This is a genomic window from Streptomyces sp. NPDC034099 (genome assembly GCF_055575415.1).
Genome location: NZ_JBVISR010000009.1, coordinates 78,705 through 96,862 on the forward strand (window position 1 = coordinate 78,705; position 18,158 = coordinate 96,862).

Genomic DNA, 18,158 nt, shown 5'->3' on the forward strand with positions numbered 1-18,158 from the left:
GACCGTCGGGCACCACTGCTTCCGGCGCCTTCGGGCCGTATGGCCGAAGGCGCCGGGGACCCCACCGCACATCCTCACCTAGGAGGCATCGCAACACCGTGATCGTCCGTTCGTTCAAGGAGTTCGAAGGCACCGACCGGCACGTGAAGAGCGCGTCCGGCACCTGGGAAAGCACCCGGATCGTCCTCGCCAAGGAGAAGGTCGGCTTCTCCCTGCACGAGACGATCCTGTACGCGGGTACGGAGACGTCGATGTGGTACGCCAACCACATCGAGGCCGTCGTCTGCACCAAGGGCGACGCGGAGTTGACCGACCGCGAGACGGGGAAGACGTACCACATCACGCCGGGCACGATGTACCTCCTCAACGGCCACGAGCGGCACACGCTCAAGGTCAAGGAGGACTTCCACTGCATCTGTGTCTTCAACCCGCCCGTCACCGGACGGGAGGATCACGACGAGAACGGCGTCTACCCGCTGCTCACCGAGGAGGTGTGAGTCACCGTGACCACGACCACGAACGTCACCGACCTCTATCCGACCCGCGGCGCCACCGAGGTGGCGACTCCCCGGCAGGACCCGGTGGTCTGGGGCTCCCCGGACACCCCCGGTCCCGTGTCGGCCGGTGACCTCCAGGCGCTGGACCGCGACGGCTTCCTCGCGATCGACCAGCTGATCGCGCCGGACGAGGTCGCCGAGTACCAGCGGGAGCTGGAGCGGCTCACCACCGACCCGGCCATCCGCGCGGACGAGCGCTCGATCGTCGAGCCGCAGTCCAAGGAGATCCGGTCGGTCTTCGAGGTGCACAAGATCAGTGAGGTCTTCGCCAAACTGGTCCGCGACGAGCGCGTGGTCGGGCGGGCGCGGCAGATCCTCGGCTCGGACGTCTACGTCCACCAGTCCCGGATCAACGTCAAGCCGGGCTTCGGAGCCAGCGGCTTCTACTGGCACTCGGACTTCGAGACCTGGCACGCCGAGGACGGCCTGCCCAACATGCGTACGATCTCGGTCTCGATCGCGCTCACCGAGAACTACGACACCAACGGCGGCCTGATGATCATGCCGGGCTCGCACAAGACGTTCCTCGGGTGCGCGGGGGCCACGCCGAAGGACAACTACAAGAAGTCCCTGCAGATGCAGGACGCGGGGACCCCGTCCGACGAGGCGCTGACGAAGATGGCCTCCGAGTACGGCATCAAGCTGTTCACCGGCAAGGCCGGCTCGGCGACCTGGTTCGACTGCAACTGCATGCACGGGTCGGGCGACAACATCACGCCGTTCCCGCGCAGCAACGTGTTCATCGTGTTCAACAGCGTGGAGAACACGGCCGTGGAGCCGTTCGCGGCTCCGATCCGGCGGCCGGAGTTCATCGGGGCGCGGGACTTCACTCCGGTGAGGTGACCCGCTTCTGATCTCGGGCAGGGGCCTTTTCGTGTGGGACGGGAGGCCCCTGCCCGATGTTCTTCCCGGCCCCGCCGGGTCAGCCCGCCAGCACGTCGAGCAGCCGGTCCACGTCCGCCGTGGTGTTGTACACGTGGAAGGCGGCCCGCAGGTTGCCCGCCCGGTCGGACACCTGGACCCCGGCCCGGCCCAACTCGCCCTGCCGGTGGCCCAGCCCCGGCACGGACACGATCGCCGAGCCCGGCGCGGGCACCGGCTCGTGGCCCAGCGAGCGCACGCCCGCGCGGAACCGGTCGGCGAGCGCGGTGTCGTGGGCGTGCACGGCGTCGACGCCCAGTTCCTCCATCAGGGCCAGGGAGTGCCGGGCGCCGGTGTAGGAGAACAGCGCGGGGCTCTCGTCGAACCGCCGGGCGGAGTGCGCGAGTTCCTCGACGGGGCCGTAGCAGCTGTCCCAGGGGTGCTCCCCGGTCGCCCACCCGGCGAACAGCGGCGTCAGCCCGGCCGCCGCTCCCAGGTCCTCGGGGACCACGAGGAAGGCGACGCCGCGCGGGCAGAGCACCCACTTGTAGCCGACGGCGGTCACGTAGTCGAAGTCGTCCGCGGCCGTCGGCAGCCAGCCGTTCGCCTGGGAGGCGTCGATCAGCGTCCGCGCCCCGTGCGCCCGGGCGGCGTCCCGCAGCGCGGGGAGGTCGGCGATCCGCCCGTCGGCGGACTGCACGGAACTGACCGCGACGAGCGCGGTGTCGGGGCCCACCGACTCGGCCAGCCGCTCCAGCGGCACGCTGCGCACCTTCAGGTCGCCGCGCGTGTACAGCGGGTTCACCAGGGAGCTGAAGTCGGCCTCCGCGGTGAGGACTTCGGCCCCCGACGGCAGCGACGCGGCGACGAGCCCGCTGAACGTGGCGACGGACGCGCCGGTCGCGACCCGGGTGGCGGGCACCCCCACGAGGCGGGCGTACGCGGCCCGGGCCGCCTCGACGTCGGCGAACATGTCGAGCGGCTGCCCTTCCGCCGCGGCGGCCGCCGCGTCCCGCATGGCCGCGAGGGTCCGGGCGGGCAGCAGGCCGGTGCTGGCGGTGTTCAGGTACGTGGTCTTCGGGGCGAACTCGGTACGGACGAGATTCTCGAAGCTCTCCATGGCACCACTGTGCGGCCCCCCGGACCTCTCCGTCCATTGCGTATTTCTACGCGGTTTCTCCAAGCATCCCTTATGCACGGCCTCTCACCTGGGCTTTTGGCCGCCCTTCACCCCTGGGGCACCGCGCACCCGTCCGGACCGCAGGCCTGCGCGTCCCCGTCGTCGATCAGCTTCAGCGGCGTGCGCCCGCCCCACGCCTGGGTCAGCGCCTGGGCGAAGACCTCGGCGGGCTGGGCGCCCGAGACGCCGTAGGCGCGGTCCAGCACGAAGAACGGCACCCCGGTGGCGCCGAGCTGGGCCGCCTCGCGCTCGTCGGCGCGCACCTCGTCGGCGTAGGCGGCGGGGTCGGCGAGCACCGCGCGGGCCTCGTCCTCGTCGAGCCCGGCGGCGACGGACAGCTCGACGAGCCGCTCGTCGTCGTTGAACACGGAGCGCTCCTCGGCGAAGTTGCCCCGGTAGAAGGCGTCCAGGAGCGCCCCGTGCCGCCCGCGCTCCTTGGCGAGGTGCAGCAGTCGGTGCATGTCGAAGGTGCTGCCGTGGTCGCGGTCCCGGGTGCGGTAGTCGAGGCCCTCGGCGGCCGCCTGCGCACCGAGGTTGTCCTCCCCGGCCCGCGCCTGCGCCTCGCTCATGCCGTACTTGGCGGTGAGCATCGTCAGCACGGGCTGCACGTCGTCCTTGGCCCGCCCGGGGTCCAGCTCGAAGGAACGGTGGACCACCTCGACCCCGTCCCGGTGCGGGAAGGCCGCGAGCGCCTTCTCGAAGCGGGCCTTGCCCACGTAGCACCAGGGGCAGGCGATGTCGCTCCAGATCTCGACGCGCATGTCTCGGCTCTTCTCCAGGTCGTACGGCCGCGGAGGCCCTCTCCGCCTCGTACGTGAACGTTCAAGCAGCGGGTCCCATTCCCGCCGTCAGCTGCCGTCCCGCAGGTCCGCCGGCCAGGACGGGCGGAACTCCAGGTGGTCGTACGTCACGGTGCAGCCCTCCCCCGTCGGCGCCTGCGCCAGGAAGCCGACCAGGGCGGAGCCGGTCTCCTCCTCGTCACCCAGTGTGAAGAGCCGTACGAAGGTCCAGCGCTCCCCGTCGAGGGAGGCGTGGAAGGCGAAGGCCCGCCCGCTCCGGCTGACCCGGAACCAGACGGAGTCCCCCTCCACGGGGAAGGAGTTGCAGTCGTCGGAGTGGCCCCGGGTGACCACCGTGCAGACGGTGGGCACGTCCGGGGAGTACTCCAGACACAGCTTGGCCCAGGCCCGCTCCCCCACGTGCACGTAGAGCACCCCGGCGTCGAAGGCACCCCGGAACCCGACCGACACCCGAGCGATCAGCTGGAAGTCCCCGTCGGGCGCCCCCAGCAACCGCGGCGCGTCGGACACGGACTCCAACGACTCCCCGGTGGGCGGCACGAACCGGTCCTGCCGGGGTCCGGCGGTTCCGGTGAGCACACCGTCGGCGTAGGCCCAGTGGCCTTCGGGTCCGTACGGGCGGAGGGTGAAGGGCAGTTCGGCGACTTCAAGATTCATTGACTGATCATCCCAACGTGAGGGGAACGTCCTGAAGGGGCGCGGGGAACTGCGCGACAAGCCACGACGGCGCGTCGGACCGCACACAACCCCGCGCCCAACGGCGCTACCGCTCAAGAATCCCGTTGAACCGCCTCGGCAGCCCCAGCGGATTGTCGTCCCGCAACTCCACCGGCAGCAGTGCCTCAGGCACTCCCTGATAAGCCACCGGCCGCAACCACCGCTCGATGGCGGTACCCCCCACCGAGGTGGACGTCGACGTGGTCGCCGGGTACGGCCCCCCGTGCTGCTGAGCCGCGGCCACCGCGACCCCCGTGGGCCAGCCGTTCACCAGGACCCGCCCCGCCAGCGGCGTCACCTCCGCGAGGAGAGCCGCCCCGGCACCCTCCCCCGCCACCTCCTCGGCGGAGAGCTGCACGGTCGCCGTGAGGTTCCCCGGCAGCCGGGCCAGCACGCCCCGCACCTCCGCCTCGTCCTGGTAGCGGGCCACCACGGTGACCGGCCCGAAGCACTCCTCCAGGAGCAGGTCGTGCTCGCCCTCGGCCGCCAGCCGCGCCGCCGGCACCGTGAGGAACCCGGGGCTGACGGTGTGCTCGCCGCCCGCGCCCGGCGTCACCGGGGAGTCCACGTCGGGCAGCGCGGTGCGCTCGGCGACGCCCGCGACGAAGTTGTCCCGCATGCGGTGGTCGAGGAGCACCCCGGCGTCGGTGGCGCTGACCGCGTCGGTGAGGGACTTGACCAGGCCGTCACCGGCGTCACCGGCCGGCACGAGCACCAGGCCGGGCTTCACGCAGAACTGCCCGACGCCCAGCGTCATGGAACCGGCCAGCCCCGCGCCGATCGCCTCCGCCCGCTCGGTGGCCGCCGCCTCCGTGACGACGACCGGGTTCAGCGAGCCCAGCTCGCCGTGGAAGGGGATCGGCACCGGACGCGCCGCCGCCGCGTCGAACAGCGCGCGACCGCCGCGGACGGAGCCGGTGAAGCCGGCCGCGGCGACCAGCGGGTGCTTGATCAGCTCGACGCCCGCCTCGAAGCCGTGCACCAGGCCGAGGACGCCGTCCGGGATCTCGTGCCGGGCCGCGGCCCGGCGGAGCACCTTGGCGACCAGCTCGGACAGGGCCGGGTGGTCGGGGTGGGCCTTGACGACGACCGGGCAGCCGGCCGCGAGGGCGCTGGCGGTGTCGCCGCCGGGGACGGAGAAGGCGAAGGGGAAGTTGGAGGCCGAGTAGACGGCGACGACGCCGAGCGGCACCTTGTAGCGGCGCAGGTCCGGGATGGGCGGGGTGGCGGTGTCGTCGGGGTGGTTGACGACCACGCCGAGGTACTCGCCCTCGTCGACGATGTCGGCGAAGGCCCGCAGCTGGTAGCAGGTGCGGGCGAGTTCGCCGGTGAGCCGGACCGGGCCGAGCGCGGTCTCCGCGTCGGCCACCTCGACGAGGGTGCCCTCGGCCGCCTTCAGCTCGTCGGCGGCGCTCCGCAGGAAGGCCGCGCGGACGGTGCGGTCGGCCAGGGCGTCCCGGGCGGCGTGCGCGGCGCGGACGGCGGCGTCCACCTCCTCGGCCGTGGCTTCCACGGCGACCTGTTCACGCTGCTTCCCGGTACGGGGGTCGACACTCCAGACTGGTGCTGCTGCCACCGCGGGTCCCTCCACGTGCTCTGCACAGAAGTTGTTCGATATACTGAACGCTGTCTCTACTGATGAATATGCTGTTCGAGACTATATCTTCAGCTTCTCGTCGAACGAAGGGGTCAAGGGCGATGTCGGCTGTCGAGACGGGGGGCGGAGCGCAGGTCAAGTCCGCGGTGCGGACGGTTGAGCTGCTCGAATACTTCGCCGGACGCCCCGGTATGCACTCCCTCGCGTCGGTCCAGGAGGCCGTCGGGTATCCGAAGTCCAGCCTCTACATGCTGCTGCGCACGCTGGTGGAGCTGGGCTGGGTGGAGACGGACGCCACGGGCACGCGGTACGGCATCGGGGTGCGGGCGCTGCTGGTCGGCACCTCGTACATCGACGGCGACGAGGTGGTCGCGGCGGCCCGGCCGACGCTGGACCGGCTCTCGGACGACACGACGGAGACCATCCACCTCGCGCGCCTGGACGGCACCAACGTGGTCTACCTCGCCACCCGCCAGTCCCAGCACTACCTGCGGCCGTTCACCCGGGTCGGCCGCCGGCTGCCCGCGCACTCGACCTCGCTGGGCAAGGCGCTGCTGAGCACGTACAGCGACGAGCAGGTACGCAAGCTGCTCCCGGAGACGCTCCCGGCGCTGACCGAGCACACCATCACCGACCGGGAGAAGCTCATCGAGGAGCTGCGCCTGGTGCGGGAGCAGGGCTTCGCCGTGGACCGCGAGGAGAACACGCTGGGGCTGCGCTGCTTCGGCGTGGCGGTCCCCTACCGCACCCCCGCGCGGGACGCGATCAGCTGCTCGGTGCCGGTGGCGCGGCTGACGCCCGCGCACGAACAGATGGTGAAGGACGCGTTGTTCGACGCGCGGGACCGGCTGACACTGGCCACGCGTAGGCTCTGATCCATGCACATCGCACTGCGCGAGGTACACGACAGCGATCTGCCCGTCTTCTTCCGGCAGATGAACGATCCGGAAGCCCTGCGGATGGCGGCCTTCACGGTGAAGGACCCCGCCGACTGGGAGGCGTTCGCGACCCATTGGAACAAGATCCGTGCCTCCCGCGACGTGGTGCGGACCATCCTCGGCGACGGTGACGTCATCGGCAGCACGGCGGTGTACGGGGACCCGGGCGAGCGCGAGGTGACGTACTGGGTGGACCGGGCGTACTGGGGGCAGGGCGTGGCCACGGCCGCGCTGCGCGCCCTGCTCGCCGAGGTGCGGGACCGCCCGCTGTACGCGCGCGCGGCCGCCGACAACGCGGGGTCGCGGCGCGTGCTGGAGAAGTGCGGGTTCGTGACCAGCGCGCGGGCGCGGGGGTTCGCGCCGGCCCGGGGCGAGGAGATCGACGAGGTCGTGCTGCACCTCGCGGAGTGAGGACATCGCCGATGAACGGCCGATGAGAAAGATGAGAAAACGGGGCACACGGGAACGACCGCCCCCCGCCCGTTCGTCCTGTCAGCGGGATGAACGGGATGAACAAGACGATCAGGCGGGCCTCGGTCTTCACGCTGCTCCTGGTATTTGCTCTGCTGATCAGGGCGACCTGGGTGCAGTTCTACGAGAGCCGGGCGCTCGCGGACAGCAAGGACAACCGGCGCAACGCGATAGAGACGTACGCGGAGCCGCTCGGGAACATCATCGTGGCCGGCCGGTCGGCCACCGGATCGGCGCCGACGGAGGGCGGCGACCTCGCGTACAAACGCACGTACGAGAACGGGAAGCTGTACGCGGCGGTGACGGGCTACGCCTCGCAGGCATACGCGCCGACCCAGCTGGAGGGCATCTACCAGGACGTGCTCAACGGCACCGATCCGCGGCTGAGGACCGTGATGGACACGGTCACCGGCACCCGGGCCGAGCCGGGCAACGTGGTGACCACGATCGACCCGGACGTGCAGAAGGCCGGGTTCGAGGCGCTGGGCGACAAGAAGGGCGCCGCCGTGGCGATCGACCCGAAGACGGGCAGGATCCTGTCCGTGGTGTCGACCCCCTCGTACGACCCGACGTCGCTGACCGACGCCAACACCGCCGGTGCGGCCTGGAAGAAGCTCACCGGTGACCCGGACAAGCCGCTGACCAACCGCGCGCTGCGCCAGCCGCTGCCGCCGGGCTCGACGTTCAAGCTGGTCGTGGCGGCCGCCGCGCTGGAGAACGGGCTGTACGACTCGGTGGACGTGAAGACCGACAGCCCCGACCCGTACACCCTGCCCGACACCGCGAAGGACCTGTCCAACGAGAACCCGAACGCCCCCTGCGAGAACGCCACGATCCGCACCGCGCTGCAGTACTCGTGCAACAACGTCTTCGCGAAGATGGCCGTCGACCTCGGCCAGGACGAGCTGCGCGCCATGGCCGAGAAGTTCGGCTTCAACGACGAGACGCAGGACGTGCCGGTACGGGCCTACACCAGCGTCTACCCGAAGGACATGAACCGGTCGTCGACGGCGCTGACGGGCATCGGCCAGTTCGACGTGACGGCGACCCCGCTGCAGATGGCGATGGTGTCCGCGGCCCTGGCCAACGGCGGCGAGCTGGTCTCCCCGCACATGGTGTCGCAGGTCACCGACAGCGGCGGCGACGTGCTGGAGGACCACACCGACGCGGACTCGAAGCGGATCGTCAGTTCGTCCACCGCCGAGCAGCTGCAGTCGGCCATGCGGACCGTCGTCGAGAAGGGCACGGGGTCCAACGCACAGATCTCCGGCGCGACGGTGGGCGGCAAGACGGGCACGGCCCAGCACGGCGAGAACAACAGCCAGACGCCGTACGCCTGGTTCACCTCCTACGCCAAGTCCGACACGTCGGGCAAGGAGGTCGCGGTGGCGGTCCTCGTCGAGCAGTCCGACGCGGCCCGCAGCGAGGTCAGCGGCAACGGCCTGGCGGCCCCGGTGGCCAAGGCGATGATGGAGGCGGCGCTCAAGGACTGAGGCCACCCCTCCCCCGCGGGTTCGGTCTGCCGTACGGTGTTCGGCACCCGGGAAGCCACTGCGAGGAGAGTCCGCCGTGAGGACAGTCGCCGACGACGACGCCTCCGCGGAGTTCCACGCCTTCTTCGAACGCCACTACGCCGAACTGGCCCGGCTCGCCCGGCTGCTGACGGGCGAGCCGGACGCCGCCGACGACCTGGCGGCGGACGCCCTGCTGGCCCTGTGGCACCGCTGGGACCGGGTCCGCGCGGCCGACCACCCGGTGGCGTACGCGCGCGGTGTCGTCGCCAACCTCGCCCGCACCCGCGTCCGCACCGCCGTGCGCGAGCGCAGACGAGTCGCCCTGTTCTGGTCGCAGCGCGAGGAACGGGCCGAGAACCCCGACGTCGCGGGCGTGGTGGACGTGCAGGAGGCGCTGCGCCGGCTGCCGTTCCGCAAGCGGGCGTGCGTGGTGCTGCGGCACGCCTTCGACCTCTCCGAGAAGGACACGGCGCTCGCCCTGGGCGTCTCGGTGGGCACGGTCAAGAGCCAGACGTCGAAGGGGGTGGCCGAACTCCAGCGGTTGCTCGGCACCCGGGCGGCTCCGCGCGCTCCCCGGCAGGTGCGCGCGGCGATCGCGCACAGCGGTGAGGCCGCGGGAGGGACCCGGTGACCGGACGGCGGGACGTGGACGAGGAGCTGCGCGCCCGGCTGCGCGAGGCGGCCGGGGCGCACCGGCCGGACCGGGTCCGGATCCTGGCCCGGGTGGAACGCGGCATGGCGGTCGGCGACCGCGGGCCGGACCGTGTGCGGCTGCCGGGGTGGGTGCGGGTGGCCGGTGCGACGGCGGCGGTGGCGGGCGTCCTGGTGGCCGGCGGCTACGCGGTCGCGTCGGCGGTGAAGGACGACGCCCCCGCACCGCGCTCGGTCGCCGCCCCGCCGGTTCCCGCACCGTCGCCCGAGGAGGCCACCCCGAGCCGGCCGCCCGCCTCGGACGTCGAGGACGGGCCCCTGTGGTCGGACGGCTCGGTGGACCCGCACAGCAACGCCTTCTGGGCGCAGAGCAACATCACGCTCAGGACGAGCACTCCGCTGACCGCGCTCACCGTCGAGCTGAGGGTGGCGCAGACCGGGTCGGTCACCACCACCGGGGCCTGGCGGTCGCTCCCGGAGCGCGACTTCACGGTCACGGTCGAGGAGCGGGACGGTTTCCTCGTCTACCGGTGGACGCTCGAGCGGGGCCGTACCGTCCCGGCGGGCGAGTGGATGTTCGCCGGCCAGTACAACCACGAGCGCGGTGGCCGGGACGCCCGCGGCGACCGCTACTCGGCGACGGCCACCGCCACGTCCGGACGGCTGTCGGTACGGGGCGACTTCGCGCCTCGCGACGACCGCTCGTAGGGAACCTCTGAGGCCCGGCAACCCCTTCCGCACCGCGGGGCGAAACTTTCGGTCCCTGCCGTCCCGTTGACGCGCCGCTTCCCACTGGTGACACTCCGAGGGCACAGCTTCCAACAGAACCACCCAGACTCCGACAGGAAGTGTCATGCGCCGTCACACCGCTCGCCGCACGCTTCTGGTCCCCCTCCTCGCTCTCCTCCTCGCCCTGCTCGCCGCCCCTGCGGGCACCGCCCACCCCGGAGCGGCCCCAACGCAGAAGAATTCGTACGCCGGTTACCTCTTCGCCTACTTCACCGGCGAGGGCACCGCGGACGGCGAGCAGATCCGCTACGCCCTCAGCCGCGGCAACGACGCCCTGCACTGGCGCGAGCTGAACGGGGGCAAGCCCGTGCTGACCTCCACGACCGGCGAGAAGGGCCTGCGCGACCCGTTCGTGATCCGCTCCCCCGAGGGCGACCGGTTCTACATGATCGCCACCGACCTGCGGATGTACCGGAACAGCAGTGGCAGCTGGGACGAGGTGCAGCGGCACGGCAGTAAGTCGATCATGGTCTGGGAGTCCACCGACCTGGTCCACTGGACCGACCAGCGCCTGGTGAGGGTCGCCCCGGACAGCGCGGGCAACACCTGGGCGCCGGAGGCCTACTGGGACGACGAGCTGGACGCCTACGTCGTCTTCTGGGCGTCCAAGCTCTACGCCGACGACGACCCGGACCACACGGGCTCGACGTACAACAAGATGCTGTACGCCACCACGAAGGACTTCCGCACCTTCAGCGAGCCGAAGGTGTGGAACGACCCGGGCTACTCGGTCATCGACTCGACGGTCGTCAAGCACGAGGGCACGTACTACCGCTACACCAAGGACGAGCGCGACCCGTCCTCCGGCTCCCCCTGCTCGAAGTTCATCACCGCCGAGAAGTCGGCCTCGCTCACCGACACCTCCTACGCCTTCGTCTCCGACTGCATCGGCAGCGGCGCGATGGACCGGGGCGAGGGGCCGACGGTGTTCAAGTCCAACACCGAGGAGAAGTGGTACCTGTTCGTCGACGAGTACGGCGGCCGGGGCTACCTCCCCTTCGAGACCACCGACCTCGACTCGGGCAGGTGGACGCCGTCGACCGACTACCATCTGCCCGCCAGCCCGCGGCACGGCACGGTGATACCGGTGACGCAGGCGGAGTACGACCGGCTGCTGGCCGCCTATCCGGCGAGTCCCGCCTCGGTCGTGGACGCCACGGCGCGCGGGCAGAAGGGCTACGCCGTCGTGAGCGAGGAGACCGGCAAGGTGGTCCTGCCGATGGAGCCCCGCACGAACCTGCGCCGGCTCGCCCCGAAGCTGTGGGTCGGCGAGGGAGCGAAGGTGACCCCGGAGTCCGGTACGCGCCGTGACTTCCGCAGGCCGCAGACGTACACGGTGACGGCCGCCGACGGCACGAGGCGCACCTGGACCGTCGAAGCGGTGCCCACCCGCAGCCCGGTCCTGCCCGGCCTCTACGCGGACCCCGACGTCCGGTACCTGGACGGCCGGTACTGGATCTATCCGACGACGGACGGCTTCCCCGGCTGGAGCGGCACGCGGTTCAAGGCGTTCTCGTCGAAGGACCTGGTCCACTGGAAGGACCACGGCGTCGTCCTCGACCTGGGGCCGGACGTGTCCTGGGCCGACAAGAACGCCTGGGCCCCGGCGATCGCCGAACGCGACGGCAGGTACTACTTCTACTTCTGCGCCGAGCAGCAGATCGGCGTCGCGGTGGCCGACTCCCCGGCCGGTCCCTTCACGGACGCGCTGGGCGAGCCGCTGGTGGCCAAGGGGCGGTTCGACGGCCAGATGATCGACCCGTCCGTCTTCACGGACGACGACGGGCAGTCGTACCTGTACTGGGGCAACGGGCACGGTTACGTGGTCCCGCTCAACGACGACATGGTGTCCTTCGACGCCTCCCGGGTGCGCGACATCACCCCGGAGGACTTCCGCGAGGGCTCCTTCGTGGTGAAGCGCGACGGGGCCTACTACTTCATGTGGTCCGAGGACGACACCCGCAGCGAGGACTACCACGTCGCGTACGCGACCGGCCCGTCCCCGCTCGGCCCGTGGACCGAGCGCGGCACGATCCTGTCCAAGCGCCCGGAGTACGGCATCCTCGGCACCGGCCACCACTCCGTGGTCAACACGCCCGGCACCGACGACTGGTACATCGTCTACCACCGCTTCGCGCTGAACGGCCCCGGCAGGCCCGGCGGGGACGGCACCCACCGGGAGACCACGATCGACCGGCTGGAGTTCGCCCCCGACGGAACGATCGAGCCGGTCGTGCCGACCCTGGGGTCCGTCCCCGCCGGGGCGGCGCGCTACTCGACGAAGTAGGTCGGGTTGGGCAGTTTGTACGTCCGGTCCGCGTAGCCGCCCTGGAGGTCGGAGTACTGGTCGCCGAAGTTGGCGACGATGTCGTACCCGAGGTCCCGCTCGATGTGCCGGCGGGTACCTGCCTTGTACTGCACGGTGGTGCACTTCCAGGTGCCCGGGGTGGCGCAGTGGGCCAGGTAGGACGGCGGGTTCGCCTTGTCCTTCAGGAAGATGTGGCCGGTGTCGAGGTTCACGTCGGCGCCGACCTTCTTCAGGTTCCCGACGGCGGCGGCGCGCTGCGCCTCGCTCAGGCCGGAGTTGTAGAAGACCTCGACCCCCTTCTGCTCGGCGTACCGGGCGAGTCCGGGACTGCCGGGGACGGCCGGGCGGTCGGCCCGGTCGACGTAGGCGGCCCAGGTGGCGCCGTCGTAGCCGTAGTTGTTCTTCTTCTCGTAGTCGAGGCTGAGCAGCAGCGTGTCGTCGATGTCGAAGACGACCGCGGGCCTGGTGTGCTTGTGGTGCGCCGTGCGGGCGGCCCGGTCGATCTGCCGCTTCGCGGCGGCGTCGAGGCGCGCCACGTCGGTGGCGTACGGGCTGTCCGGGGACGCCTGGTAGACACCGTCGGCGTCGAGCGTGGTGCCGTAGTAGGCGTCGATGTCCTTGGCCAGCACCCCGATGTTGTACGGCTCGTGGGTGGAGTTGGCCGTCGACTGGCCGGCGGTGGCGGCGCCCGTGCCGTACAGGACGGCACCGGCGACGGCACAGGCGGCGGTGACGGTCGCGATGCGCAGTGGTTTATGCATGACACAGGTTTCTACGCGCGTCACCCTGGTGAGCGCGAGACCCGTGGCCGGATCCGCGCCCCTTTACCTGGCAAAAATCACGTCAAGCAGGTCAAGTGCCGGTGACCTGCGGACCGGTCACCGCCGCCGGTCGTACGGCCGCCAGTCGCCGAGGTACGCCTCCCGGGTGTGCGCGGCGGCCTGGGCACGGGTGAGCCGGGGCCGGTTCTCCGGGACGGTGGCCGCGGCGCCGGGGCCGGTGTTGCGGTACTCCCGGAACCGCTGCTCCTGCCAGGGGTACGCGTCCCGCATGTTCGCGTACGGCGCCACCGCGTCGATGCCCGCGCCGAGGTGGGTCTCGCGCACGGTGAGCATCGGGCGGGCGGTGGTGTCGGAGCTGGGCACCCAGGGGCGGGCCAGCTTGTAGTAGCCGTCGGGGGCCTCGCTGCTGACGCGGCCGCGGACCACCAGGTAGCCGCGCGGGTTGGCACCCGCCGTGGAGGGCGCGAACACGAAGCCGTAGGGGGCGGCGTCGAGGTCGGGGCGGACCAGGGTGCGGAAGTGGCACTGCTCGTACACCGCGGTCGCCCGGCCGAAGACGAAGTCGACGTCGCCCTCGACGTAGCAGCGCGCGTAGTACTGGCGGGCGAAGAGGCCTAGGTCGCGGGTGTCGGCGTAGAGGGTGTCCTGGTGGCCGAGGAAGCGGCAGTCGTGGAAGGCGGACCGGTCGCCCATGACCTTGAGTGCGACCGCCTGGGTGCCGGTCCAGTCCGGCTGGTCGGCGCGCAGCCAGTCGTTGGCGAAGGTGATCCCCCGGGCGGTGAAGCCGTCGGCGCGCACGGTGGTGGTGGCCGATCCGCTGGTGCCGTAGGTGCCGGAGCCGTCCGGCTTGGGGGTGCCGGCCGCGTTGTCGTACACGATGACGACGTCGCGCGGGTCCCCGGAGGCGCCGAGCCAGGTGGCCCCGGTGCGCCCGGTGTCGACGGAGACCGTCTCGCGGTAGGTGCCGGGGGCGAGGACGAGCGTCCAGCCGTCGCCCTCGGTGGCGTCGACGGCGGCCTGGACGGAGGTGAGGTCGCCGCGGCCGTGCGGGTCGACGTACAGGGTCTTCGGGGTGCGGCGGGCGGCCGGTGAGCCGTACCGGCCGAAGGGACGCGGGTGCGTCCGGGTGCCGGCGACGGCGGGACCGGCCGCCGCGAGGCCGAGGGCGGCGCCCGCGCCGGCGGTCGCCAGGAGGAAGCCTCTGCGGGACGGGGCGGGTCGGTGCATACGGATGCTCCTTCGGGGACGGGCGGGGTGGGCCGGGGCGGTGCGGGCGCCCCGGCCCGGTTCGGGGGACGGGGGTCAGCGCAGCCGGCCGGCGCCCGCGCCGTGGTCGACGACGAAGGGGACCGCCCGGGCAGGCAGCACCCGGGTGCGCAGCGTGGGCGTCCAGCCCGCGCCGGAGCGGAGTGCGGCGTCCGGGTTCTCGGCGTTGTGGGCCGCGATCAGATCGACGGTGCGGCCGTTGACGCGGTTGTGGGCGGCGCTGAGCGGCGAGTCGTTCCAGCGCTTGAGCACCTTCGCGGGGCTGACTCCGGCCGGCAGGGTGAAGGCGTTGTGCTCGGCGACCAGGGCGGACTCCTTGCCGACGCCGAAGCTGTAGGCGTAGTCGTCCGAGGCCACGAAGTGGTTGTTGTAGACGTCGACCTGGCCGAAGCGGACGCGGGGCGCGCGCTCGACGAGGTTCTTGAACAGGTTGTGGTGGAAGGTCGCCCTCAGGTGGCCGCGGTCGACGGCGGCGGTGGACTCGCTGTCGCTGTTGCCGATCAGGATGGTCTTGTCGTGCTCGGTGAAGACGTTCCAGGAGGCGGTGACGTAGTCGGCGCCCTTCACGATGTCCAGCTGGCCGTCGTGCTGCTGGTAGAGCATGCCGAAGTAGGTGGGCGCCGCGCTGTCGGGGTGCTCGCCGTCGGTGAAGGTGTTGTGGTCCAGCCACACGTGCGTCGACCCGTACACGACGGCGCTGTCGTACTCGGAGTTCCAGTTGCCCCGGTCCCCGTCCGTCGGGTCCCACTGCGGGAAGCAGTCCACGGGGCTCTCGAAGGCCAGGTTGCGGACGATGACGTTGTCCACGTCCTTGATCTGGAGGCTGGCGCCCTTGAGCGCGGCGCCCCGGCCGACGCCGATGATGGTGGTGTTGGAGGGGACGTTCGCCTTGATGGCCCGGTCCTGCTGTGCGGCGGAGGCGCGGCGCAGGCCCTCGGGGCTGTCGTCGGGCTCGGCGCTCAGGTCGGTCTCCCTGCCCCAGTTCTCCGGGGAGTACTTCTCCAGGTAGGCGTCGAAGTCGTAGCCGGGCGCGGCGAAGGCCTCGCAGCCCTCCGAGACGGCGTCGACGGTGCCCTTGACCTTGATGATCCGGGGCGCGGTGCCCTCGACGGCGAGAGCGGCCTTGAACTCGGCCCAGGTGGAGACGGTGTACACGTGCTCCGCGTCGGCGTCGGCCCCGCCGGTGGTACCGGTGCCGTGGGAGGCCCAGCCGTCGCCCACGGGCAGCGTCTGCCGGGCGGTGTCCCGGGGGTGGTGGTGGCCGGGGCGGGCCTCGGCCGTGGCGGCGGTCAGGCTCAGTACGAGGGCGGTGCAGCCGGCGAGCGCGGCCGCTCTCTTCATGGCATGCCCATGCCATCCATGCGTGCTCATGGTGCGGCTCTCCCTTGTTCTGGGGGTCGGTCGAGGTGTTACGCGGTGGTTGGCGCGGGCCAGCTGATCCAGGACTCGGGGATCTCCTCGTCCAGCCGGCGCACGTCCCGGTGCGCCAGTACGCGCCCGCGCAGCAGCTCCCGGGCGACGATCCGGGCGACCTCGATCGCGCCCGGCGGATTGAAGTGGGTGTTGTCCTGCTCGGTGGCGGTCCAGTTGAAGTACGCCTTGGTCCCCTCGACGCCGAGCCGCTGCCACAGCGCGAGCGACAGCGCCTGCACGTCGAGCAGCGCCACGCCCTCCTCCCGCGCCAGCGCCCGCATCGCCGCCGGGTACTCCCCGTGGCTGGGCAGGGCGTTCCCCTCGGCGTCGAACCGCCGCCGCTCGGCGGGCGTGGCCAGCACCGGCCGCGCCCCGCGGGCCCGCGCGCCCTCGACGTAGAGCCGCAGGTAGTCCTGGTACGTCGTCCAGGGCTCCGTGTAGCGGGCGGGGTCCTCGTCCTTCTCGTCGTTGTGCGCGAACTGGATCAGCAGGAGGTCACCGGGCCGGACCGCCCCGAGGACGACGTCGAGCCGCCCCTCGTCGACGAAGCTCTTGGAACTCCGCCCGTTCACGGCGTGGTTGGCGACCCCCAACTCCGTGCGAAGAAAGAAGGGCAACGCCATGCCCCACCCGGTCTCGGGCGCGGCGTCGGAGTACTTCTGCGCGGCGGTGGAGTCCCCGGCGACGAAGAGAGTGCGGCGGCGACGCCCACCGGCATGGGCGGTTTGCGTGGCGGCGAACGCCAGGGGAATGGAGGAGACGGCAGCTGCAGTGACCTGTCTTCGGCTGAGTGACACGCTGAGTGCCTTTCAAGAGAGGGAAGGGAAGTCCCCCAGGGGCGCGGGGAACTGCGCGATCAACCACGGACGGCCCGCAGCCCGCGACGAACCACGGACCGCCCACGGCGAAACCGGAACCGCCGACTAACCCATCTGCTCCGTCCACTCGGCCTGCGCCTCATTCAGCTTCTCGGCCAGCCCGTCCAGGAAATCCTCCGCACTCATGTCACCCAGCAGCACCTTCTGGAACGCCGGCTCACTCTCCGACTTGGACAGCGTGTTCCAGTCCGGCAGGTAGTACGGCAGCTGGACGATGGTCGTGGACCCGTCGTTCAGCGCCTGCGCCGCCAGCTTCGTGGGCTCGGCCTTCTGGATCCACGCGTCGTTCGCGGCCTCGGTGTTGGACGGCACCTGCCCGGCCGACTCGTTGAACTTCGAGTTCTGCTCCTTCGACGTGGCGAACTCGATGAACTTCCAGGCGGCCTCCTTGTTCTTCGAGCTCTTGAACATGCCGAGCCCGTCGACCGGGTTGGAGACCTGGACCCGCTTGCCGGAAGCACCGACCGGCTGCGGGATGCCGCGGAACTTGCCGACGCCGAGCGCCTTCACGTGGTCCTGGTAGGAGCCGAGGTTGTGGTTGACCATGCCGATGGTGCCGGTGTCCCACTGGGCGACCATCTTGGCGAAGTCGTTGTTGACGTCGGCGGCCGGCGTGACCTTCTTGTAGAGGGCCGCGTACTTCTCCAGCGCCTCGACGTTCTTCGGGTCGTTGACCGTCGTCTTCTTCTTGTCGGCGTCCCAGAACGAGGTGATGCCGGACTGCCCGTACATCGCGTCGAAGGCCTGAGCGATGGATCCGGAGCCGCCGCGGATGGTGTAGCCGAACTCGTTCTTGCCCGTGTTCGTCAGCTTCTCGGCGGCTTCGTAGAACTTGTCCCACGTCGTCGGCGCGTCGAGACCGGCCTTCTCGAACAGGTCGGTGCGGTAGTAGAGGACGCCGTTGTTGGCGGAGCTGGGCATCGAGTACAGGGTGCCGTCGCCACCGCCGGCGGCCTTCAGGGACTCGACCATGTCCTTGTTGAGCTTGCCGTTCAGGGAGGACTTGGTGAGCCGCTCGTCCAGCGGCTCCAGGGCGCCCTGGGCGGAGAAGCCCGCGAGCATCGACGCCGTCACGCCGCCGACGTCCGGCAGGCCGCCGCCCTGGATGGCGGTGTCGACCTTGGACTGGTACTCGGTGGCGGCGATCCCGACGTACTCCACGTCGATGTCCGGGTTCGCCTTCTCGAAGTCGGCGATGATCTCCTTCCAGACGGCCGTGCGGATGCCGCCGTTGTTGTCCCAGAAGACGATCTTCCCCTTGCCGCTGCCCTCGGCACCCTTGTCGCCGCCCGCCCCGCTGCCGTCGTCACCGCAGGCGGTGGCGGTCAGCGCGAGCACGGCCCCCAGGGCGACGGCGGCGGACGTCCGGCGCCTGACTGTGCCTTTGTCTCTGCTGCTGAGCATGCTGATCCTCATTGGTCGGCTCTCTTCTTCTG

Annotated in this window: 17 protein-coding genes; 8 read left to right on the top strand and 9 right to left on the bottom strand. The window is 71.1% G+C overall.

The features are described from left to right. The first annotated feature begins 98 nt into the window (after window positions 1-98). Together ACZ56V_RS24930 and thpD are read left to right on the top strand one after the other, a co-directional pair. Window positions 99-497 (top strand): ectoine synthase, encoded by a 399-nt coding sequence (locus ACZ56V_RS24930; RefSeq protein WP_030184764.1) that lies wholly within the window; start codon window positions 99-101, stop codon window positions 495-497. A gap of 6 nt (window positions 498-503) precedes the next feature. Then, entirely contained in the window at window positions 504-1,400 is an 897-nt protein-coding gene (thpD, locus tag ACZ56V_RS24935; protein ID WP_356367250.1) for an ectoine hydroxylase, read from the top strand. Window positions 1,401-1,479: 79 nt separating this feature from the next. Here thpD and ACZ56V_RS24940 read toward each other — a convergent pair whose 3' ends face one another. The 4 genes from ACZ56V_RS24940 to ACZ56V_RS24955 form a co-directional block, all read right to left on the bottom strand. Beyond that, entirely contained in the window at window positions 1,480-2,538 is a 1,059-nt protein-coding gene (locus tag ACZ56V_RS24940) for an aminotransferase class V-fold PLP-dependent enzyme (RefSeq protein ID WP_398912506.1), read from the bottom strand. A gap of 107 nt (window positions 2,539-2,645) precedes the next feature. Continuing rightward, a complete protein-coding gene (locus ACZ56V_RS24945) occupies window positions 2,646-3,359 on the bottom strand; it encodes a DsbA family oxidoreductase (protein ID WP_468945343.1) in 714 nt (237 codons plus the stop codon). Between the two features lie 87 nt (window positions 3,360-3,446). Continuing rightward, window positions 3,447-4,055, bottom strand: coding sequence for a DUF1349 domain-containing protein (locus ACZ56V_RS24950; RefSeq protein WP_356367244.1), 609 nt, complete (start codon window positions 4,053-4,055; stop codon window positions 3,447-3,449). Between the two features lie 106 nt (window positions 4,056-4,161). Then, window positions 4,162-5,691, bottom strand: coding sequence for an aldehyde dehydrogenase (NADP(+)) (locus ACZ56V_RS24955; RefSeq protein WP_467383906.1), 1,530 nt, complete (start codon window positions 5,689-5,691; stop codon window positions 4,162-4,164). Window positions 5,692-5,813: 122 nt separating this feature from the next. Between ACZ56V_RS24955 and ACZ56V_RS24960 the strand changes: the two genes are divergently transcribed. From ACZ56V_RS24960 to ACZ56V_RS24985, 6 genes are all read left to right on the top strand, one after another. Then, window positions 5,814-6,587 carry an IclR family transcriptional regulator gene (locus tag ACZ56V_RS24960; protein ID WP_059301842.1) on the top strand — a complete coding sequence of 258 codons (774 nt, stop codon included), beginning with the start codon at window positions 5,814-5,816 and terminating at the stop codon, window positions 6,585-6,587. Between the two features lie 3 nt (window positions 6,588-6,590). After that, window positions 6,591-7,061, top strand: coding sequence for a GNAT family N-acetyltransferase (locus ACZ56V_RS24965; RefSeq protein WP_467383909.1), 471 nt, complete (start codon window positions 6,591-6,593; stop codon window positions 7,059-7,061). A gap of 98 nt (window positions 7,062-7,159) precedes the next feature. Further along, window positions 7,160-8,614 carry a peptidoglycan D,D-transpeptidase FtsI family protein gene (locus ACZ56V_RS24970; RefSeq protein ID WP_468945348.1) on the top strand — a complete coding sequence of 485 codons (1,455 nt, stop codon included), beginning with the start codon at window positions 7,160-7,162 and terminating at the stop codon, window positions 8,612-8,614. Between the two features lie 76 nt (window positions 8,615-8,690). Then, on the top strand, window positions 8,691-9,266 hold the full coding sequence (locus ACZ56V_RS24975; RefSeq protein ID WP_467383912.1) for a SigE family RNA polymerase sigma factor: 576 nt from the start codon (window positions 8,691-8,693) through the stop codon (window positions 9,264-9,266). After that, window positions 9,263-9,994 (top strand): hypothetical protein, encoded by a 732-nt coding sequence (locus ACZ56V_RS24980; protein WP_467383913.1) that lies wholly within the window; start codon window positions 9,263-9,265, stop codon window positions 9,992-9,994. Before ACZ56V_RS24975 ends, ACZ56V_RS24980 begins: the two co-directional genes overlap by 4 nt. A 145-nt stretch (window positions 9,995-10,139) precedes the next feature. Then, complete coding sequence (locus ACZ56V_RS24985) at window positions 10,140-12,362, top strand: glycoside hydrolase family 43 protein (RefSeq protein ID WP_467383915.1); 2,223 nt, start codon at window positions 10,140-10,142, stop codon at window positions 12,360-12,362. On the opposite strand, the gene ACZ56V_RS24990 is transcribed toward ACZ56V_RS24985, so the two are convergent. The 5 genes from ACZ56V_RS24990 to ACZ56V_RS25010 all read right to left on the bottom strand — a co-directional run bounded on the left by ACZ56V_RS24990 (window position 12,347) and on the right by ACZ56V_RS25010 (window position 18,138). After that, window positions 12,347-13,144, bottom strand: coding sequence for an HAD family acid phosphatase (locus ACZ56V_RS24990; RefSeq protein ID WP_468945352.1), 798 nt, complete (start codon window positions 13,142-13,144; stop codon window positions 12,347-12,349). The two genes, ACZ56V_RS24985 and ACZ56V_RS24990, sit on opposite strands and share 16 nt — an antisense overlap. 117 nt (window positions 13,145-13,261) lie before the next feature. Continuing rightward, window positions 13,262-14,392 (bottom strand): pectinesterase family protein, encoded by a 1,131-nt coding sequence (locus ACZ56V_RS24995; protein WP_398912516.1) that lies wholly within the window; start codon window positions 14,390-14,392, stop codon window positions 13,262-13,264. A gap of 75 nt (window positions 14,393-14,467) precedes the next feature. Beyond that, a complete protein-coding gene (locus tag ACZ56V_RS25000) occupies window positions 14,468-15,802 on the bottom strand; it encodes a pectate lyase family protein (RefSeq protein WP_467383919.1) in 1,335 nt (444 codons plus the stop codon). A gap of 38 nt (window positions 15,803-15,840) precedes the next feature. After that, window positions 15,841-16,641 carry a rhamnogalacturonan acetylesterase gene (locus ACZ56V_RS25005; protein WP_467383920.1) on the bottom strand — a complete coding sequence of 267 codons (801 nt, stop codon included), beginning with the start codon at window positions 16,639-16,641 and terminating at the stop codon, window positions 15,841-15,843. Window positions 16,642-16,767: 126 nt separating this feature from the next. Next, window positions 16,768-18,138 carry an ABC transporter substrate-binding protein gene (locus ACZ56V_RS25010; protein ID WP_398912519.1) on the bottom strand — a complete coding sequence of 457 codons (1,371 nt, stop codon included), beginning with the start codon at window positions 18,136-18,138 and terminating at the stop codon, window positions 16,768-16,770. Window positions 18,139-18,158: the final 20 nt, after the last annotated feature.

Bases quoted from the DNA above. Each gene is read 5' to 3' on its own strand.
- ACZ56V_RS24945 (WP_468945343.1), bottom strand. From the start codon at position 3,359: ATGCGCGTCGAGATCTGGAGCGACATCGCCTGCCCCTGGTGCTACGTG.
- ACZ56V_RS24965 (WP_467383909.1), top strand. From the start codon at position 6,591: ATGCACATCGCACTGCGCGAGGTACACGACAGCGATCTGCCCGTCTTC.
- ACZ56V_RS25010 (WP_398912519.1), bottom strand. From the start codon at position 18,138: ATGAGGATCAGCATGCTCAGCAGCAGAGACAAAGGCACAGTCAGGCGC.
- ACZ56V_RS24985 (WP_467383915.1), top strand. From the start codon at position 10,140: ATGCGCCGTCACACCGCTCGCCGCACGCTTCTGGTCCCCCTCCTCGCT.
- ACZ56V_RS24990 (WP_468945352.1), bottom strand. From the start codon at position 13,144: ATGCATAAACCACTGCGCATCGCGACCGTCACCGCCGCCTGTGCCGTC.
- ACZ56V_RS24960 (WP_059301842.1), top strand. From the start codon at position 5,814: ATGTCGGCTGTCGAGACGGGGGGCGGAGCGCAGGTCAAGTCCGCGGTG.
- ACZ56V_RS24995 (WP_398912516.1), bottom strand. From the start codon at position 14,392: ATGCACCGACCCGCCCCGTCCCGCAGAGGCTTCCTCCTGGCGACCGCC.
- ACZ56V_RS24940 (WP_398912506.1), bottom strand. From the start codon at position 2,538: ATGGAGAGCTTCGAGAATCTCGTCCGTACCGAGTTCGCCCCGAAGACC.
- ACZ56V_RS25000 (WP_467383919.1), bottom strand. From the start codon at position 15,802: ATGAGCACGCATGGATGGCATGGGCATGCCATGAAGAGAGCGGCCGCG.
- ACZ56V_RS24970 (WP_468945348.1), top strand. From the start codon at position 7,160: ATGAACAAGACGATCAGGCGGGCCTCGGTCTTCACGCTGCTCCTGGTA.
- ACZ56V_RS24950 (WP_356367244.1), bottom strand. From the start codon at position 4,055: ATGAATCTTGAAGTCGCCGAACTGCCCTTCACCCTCCGCCCGTACGGA.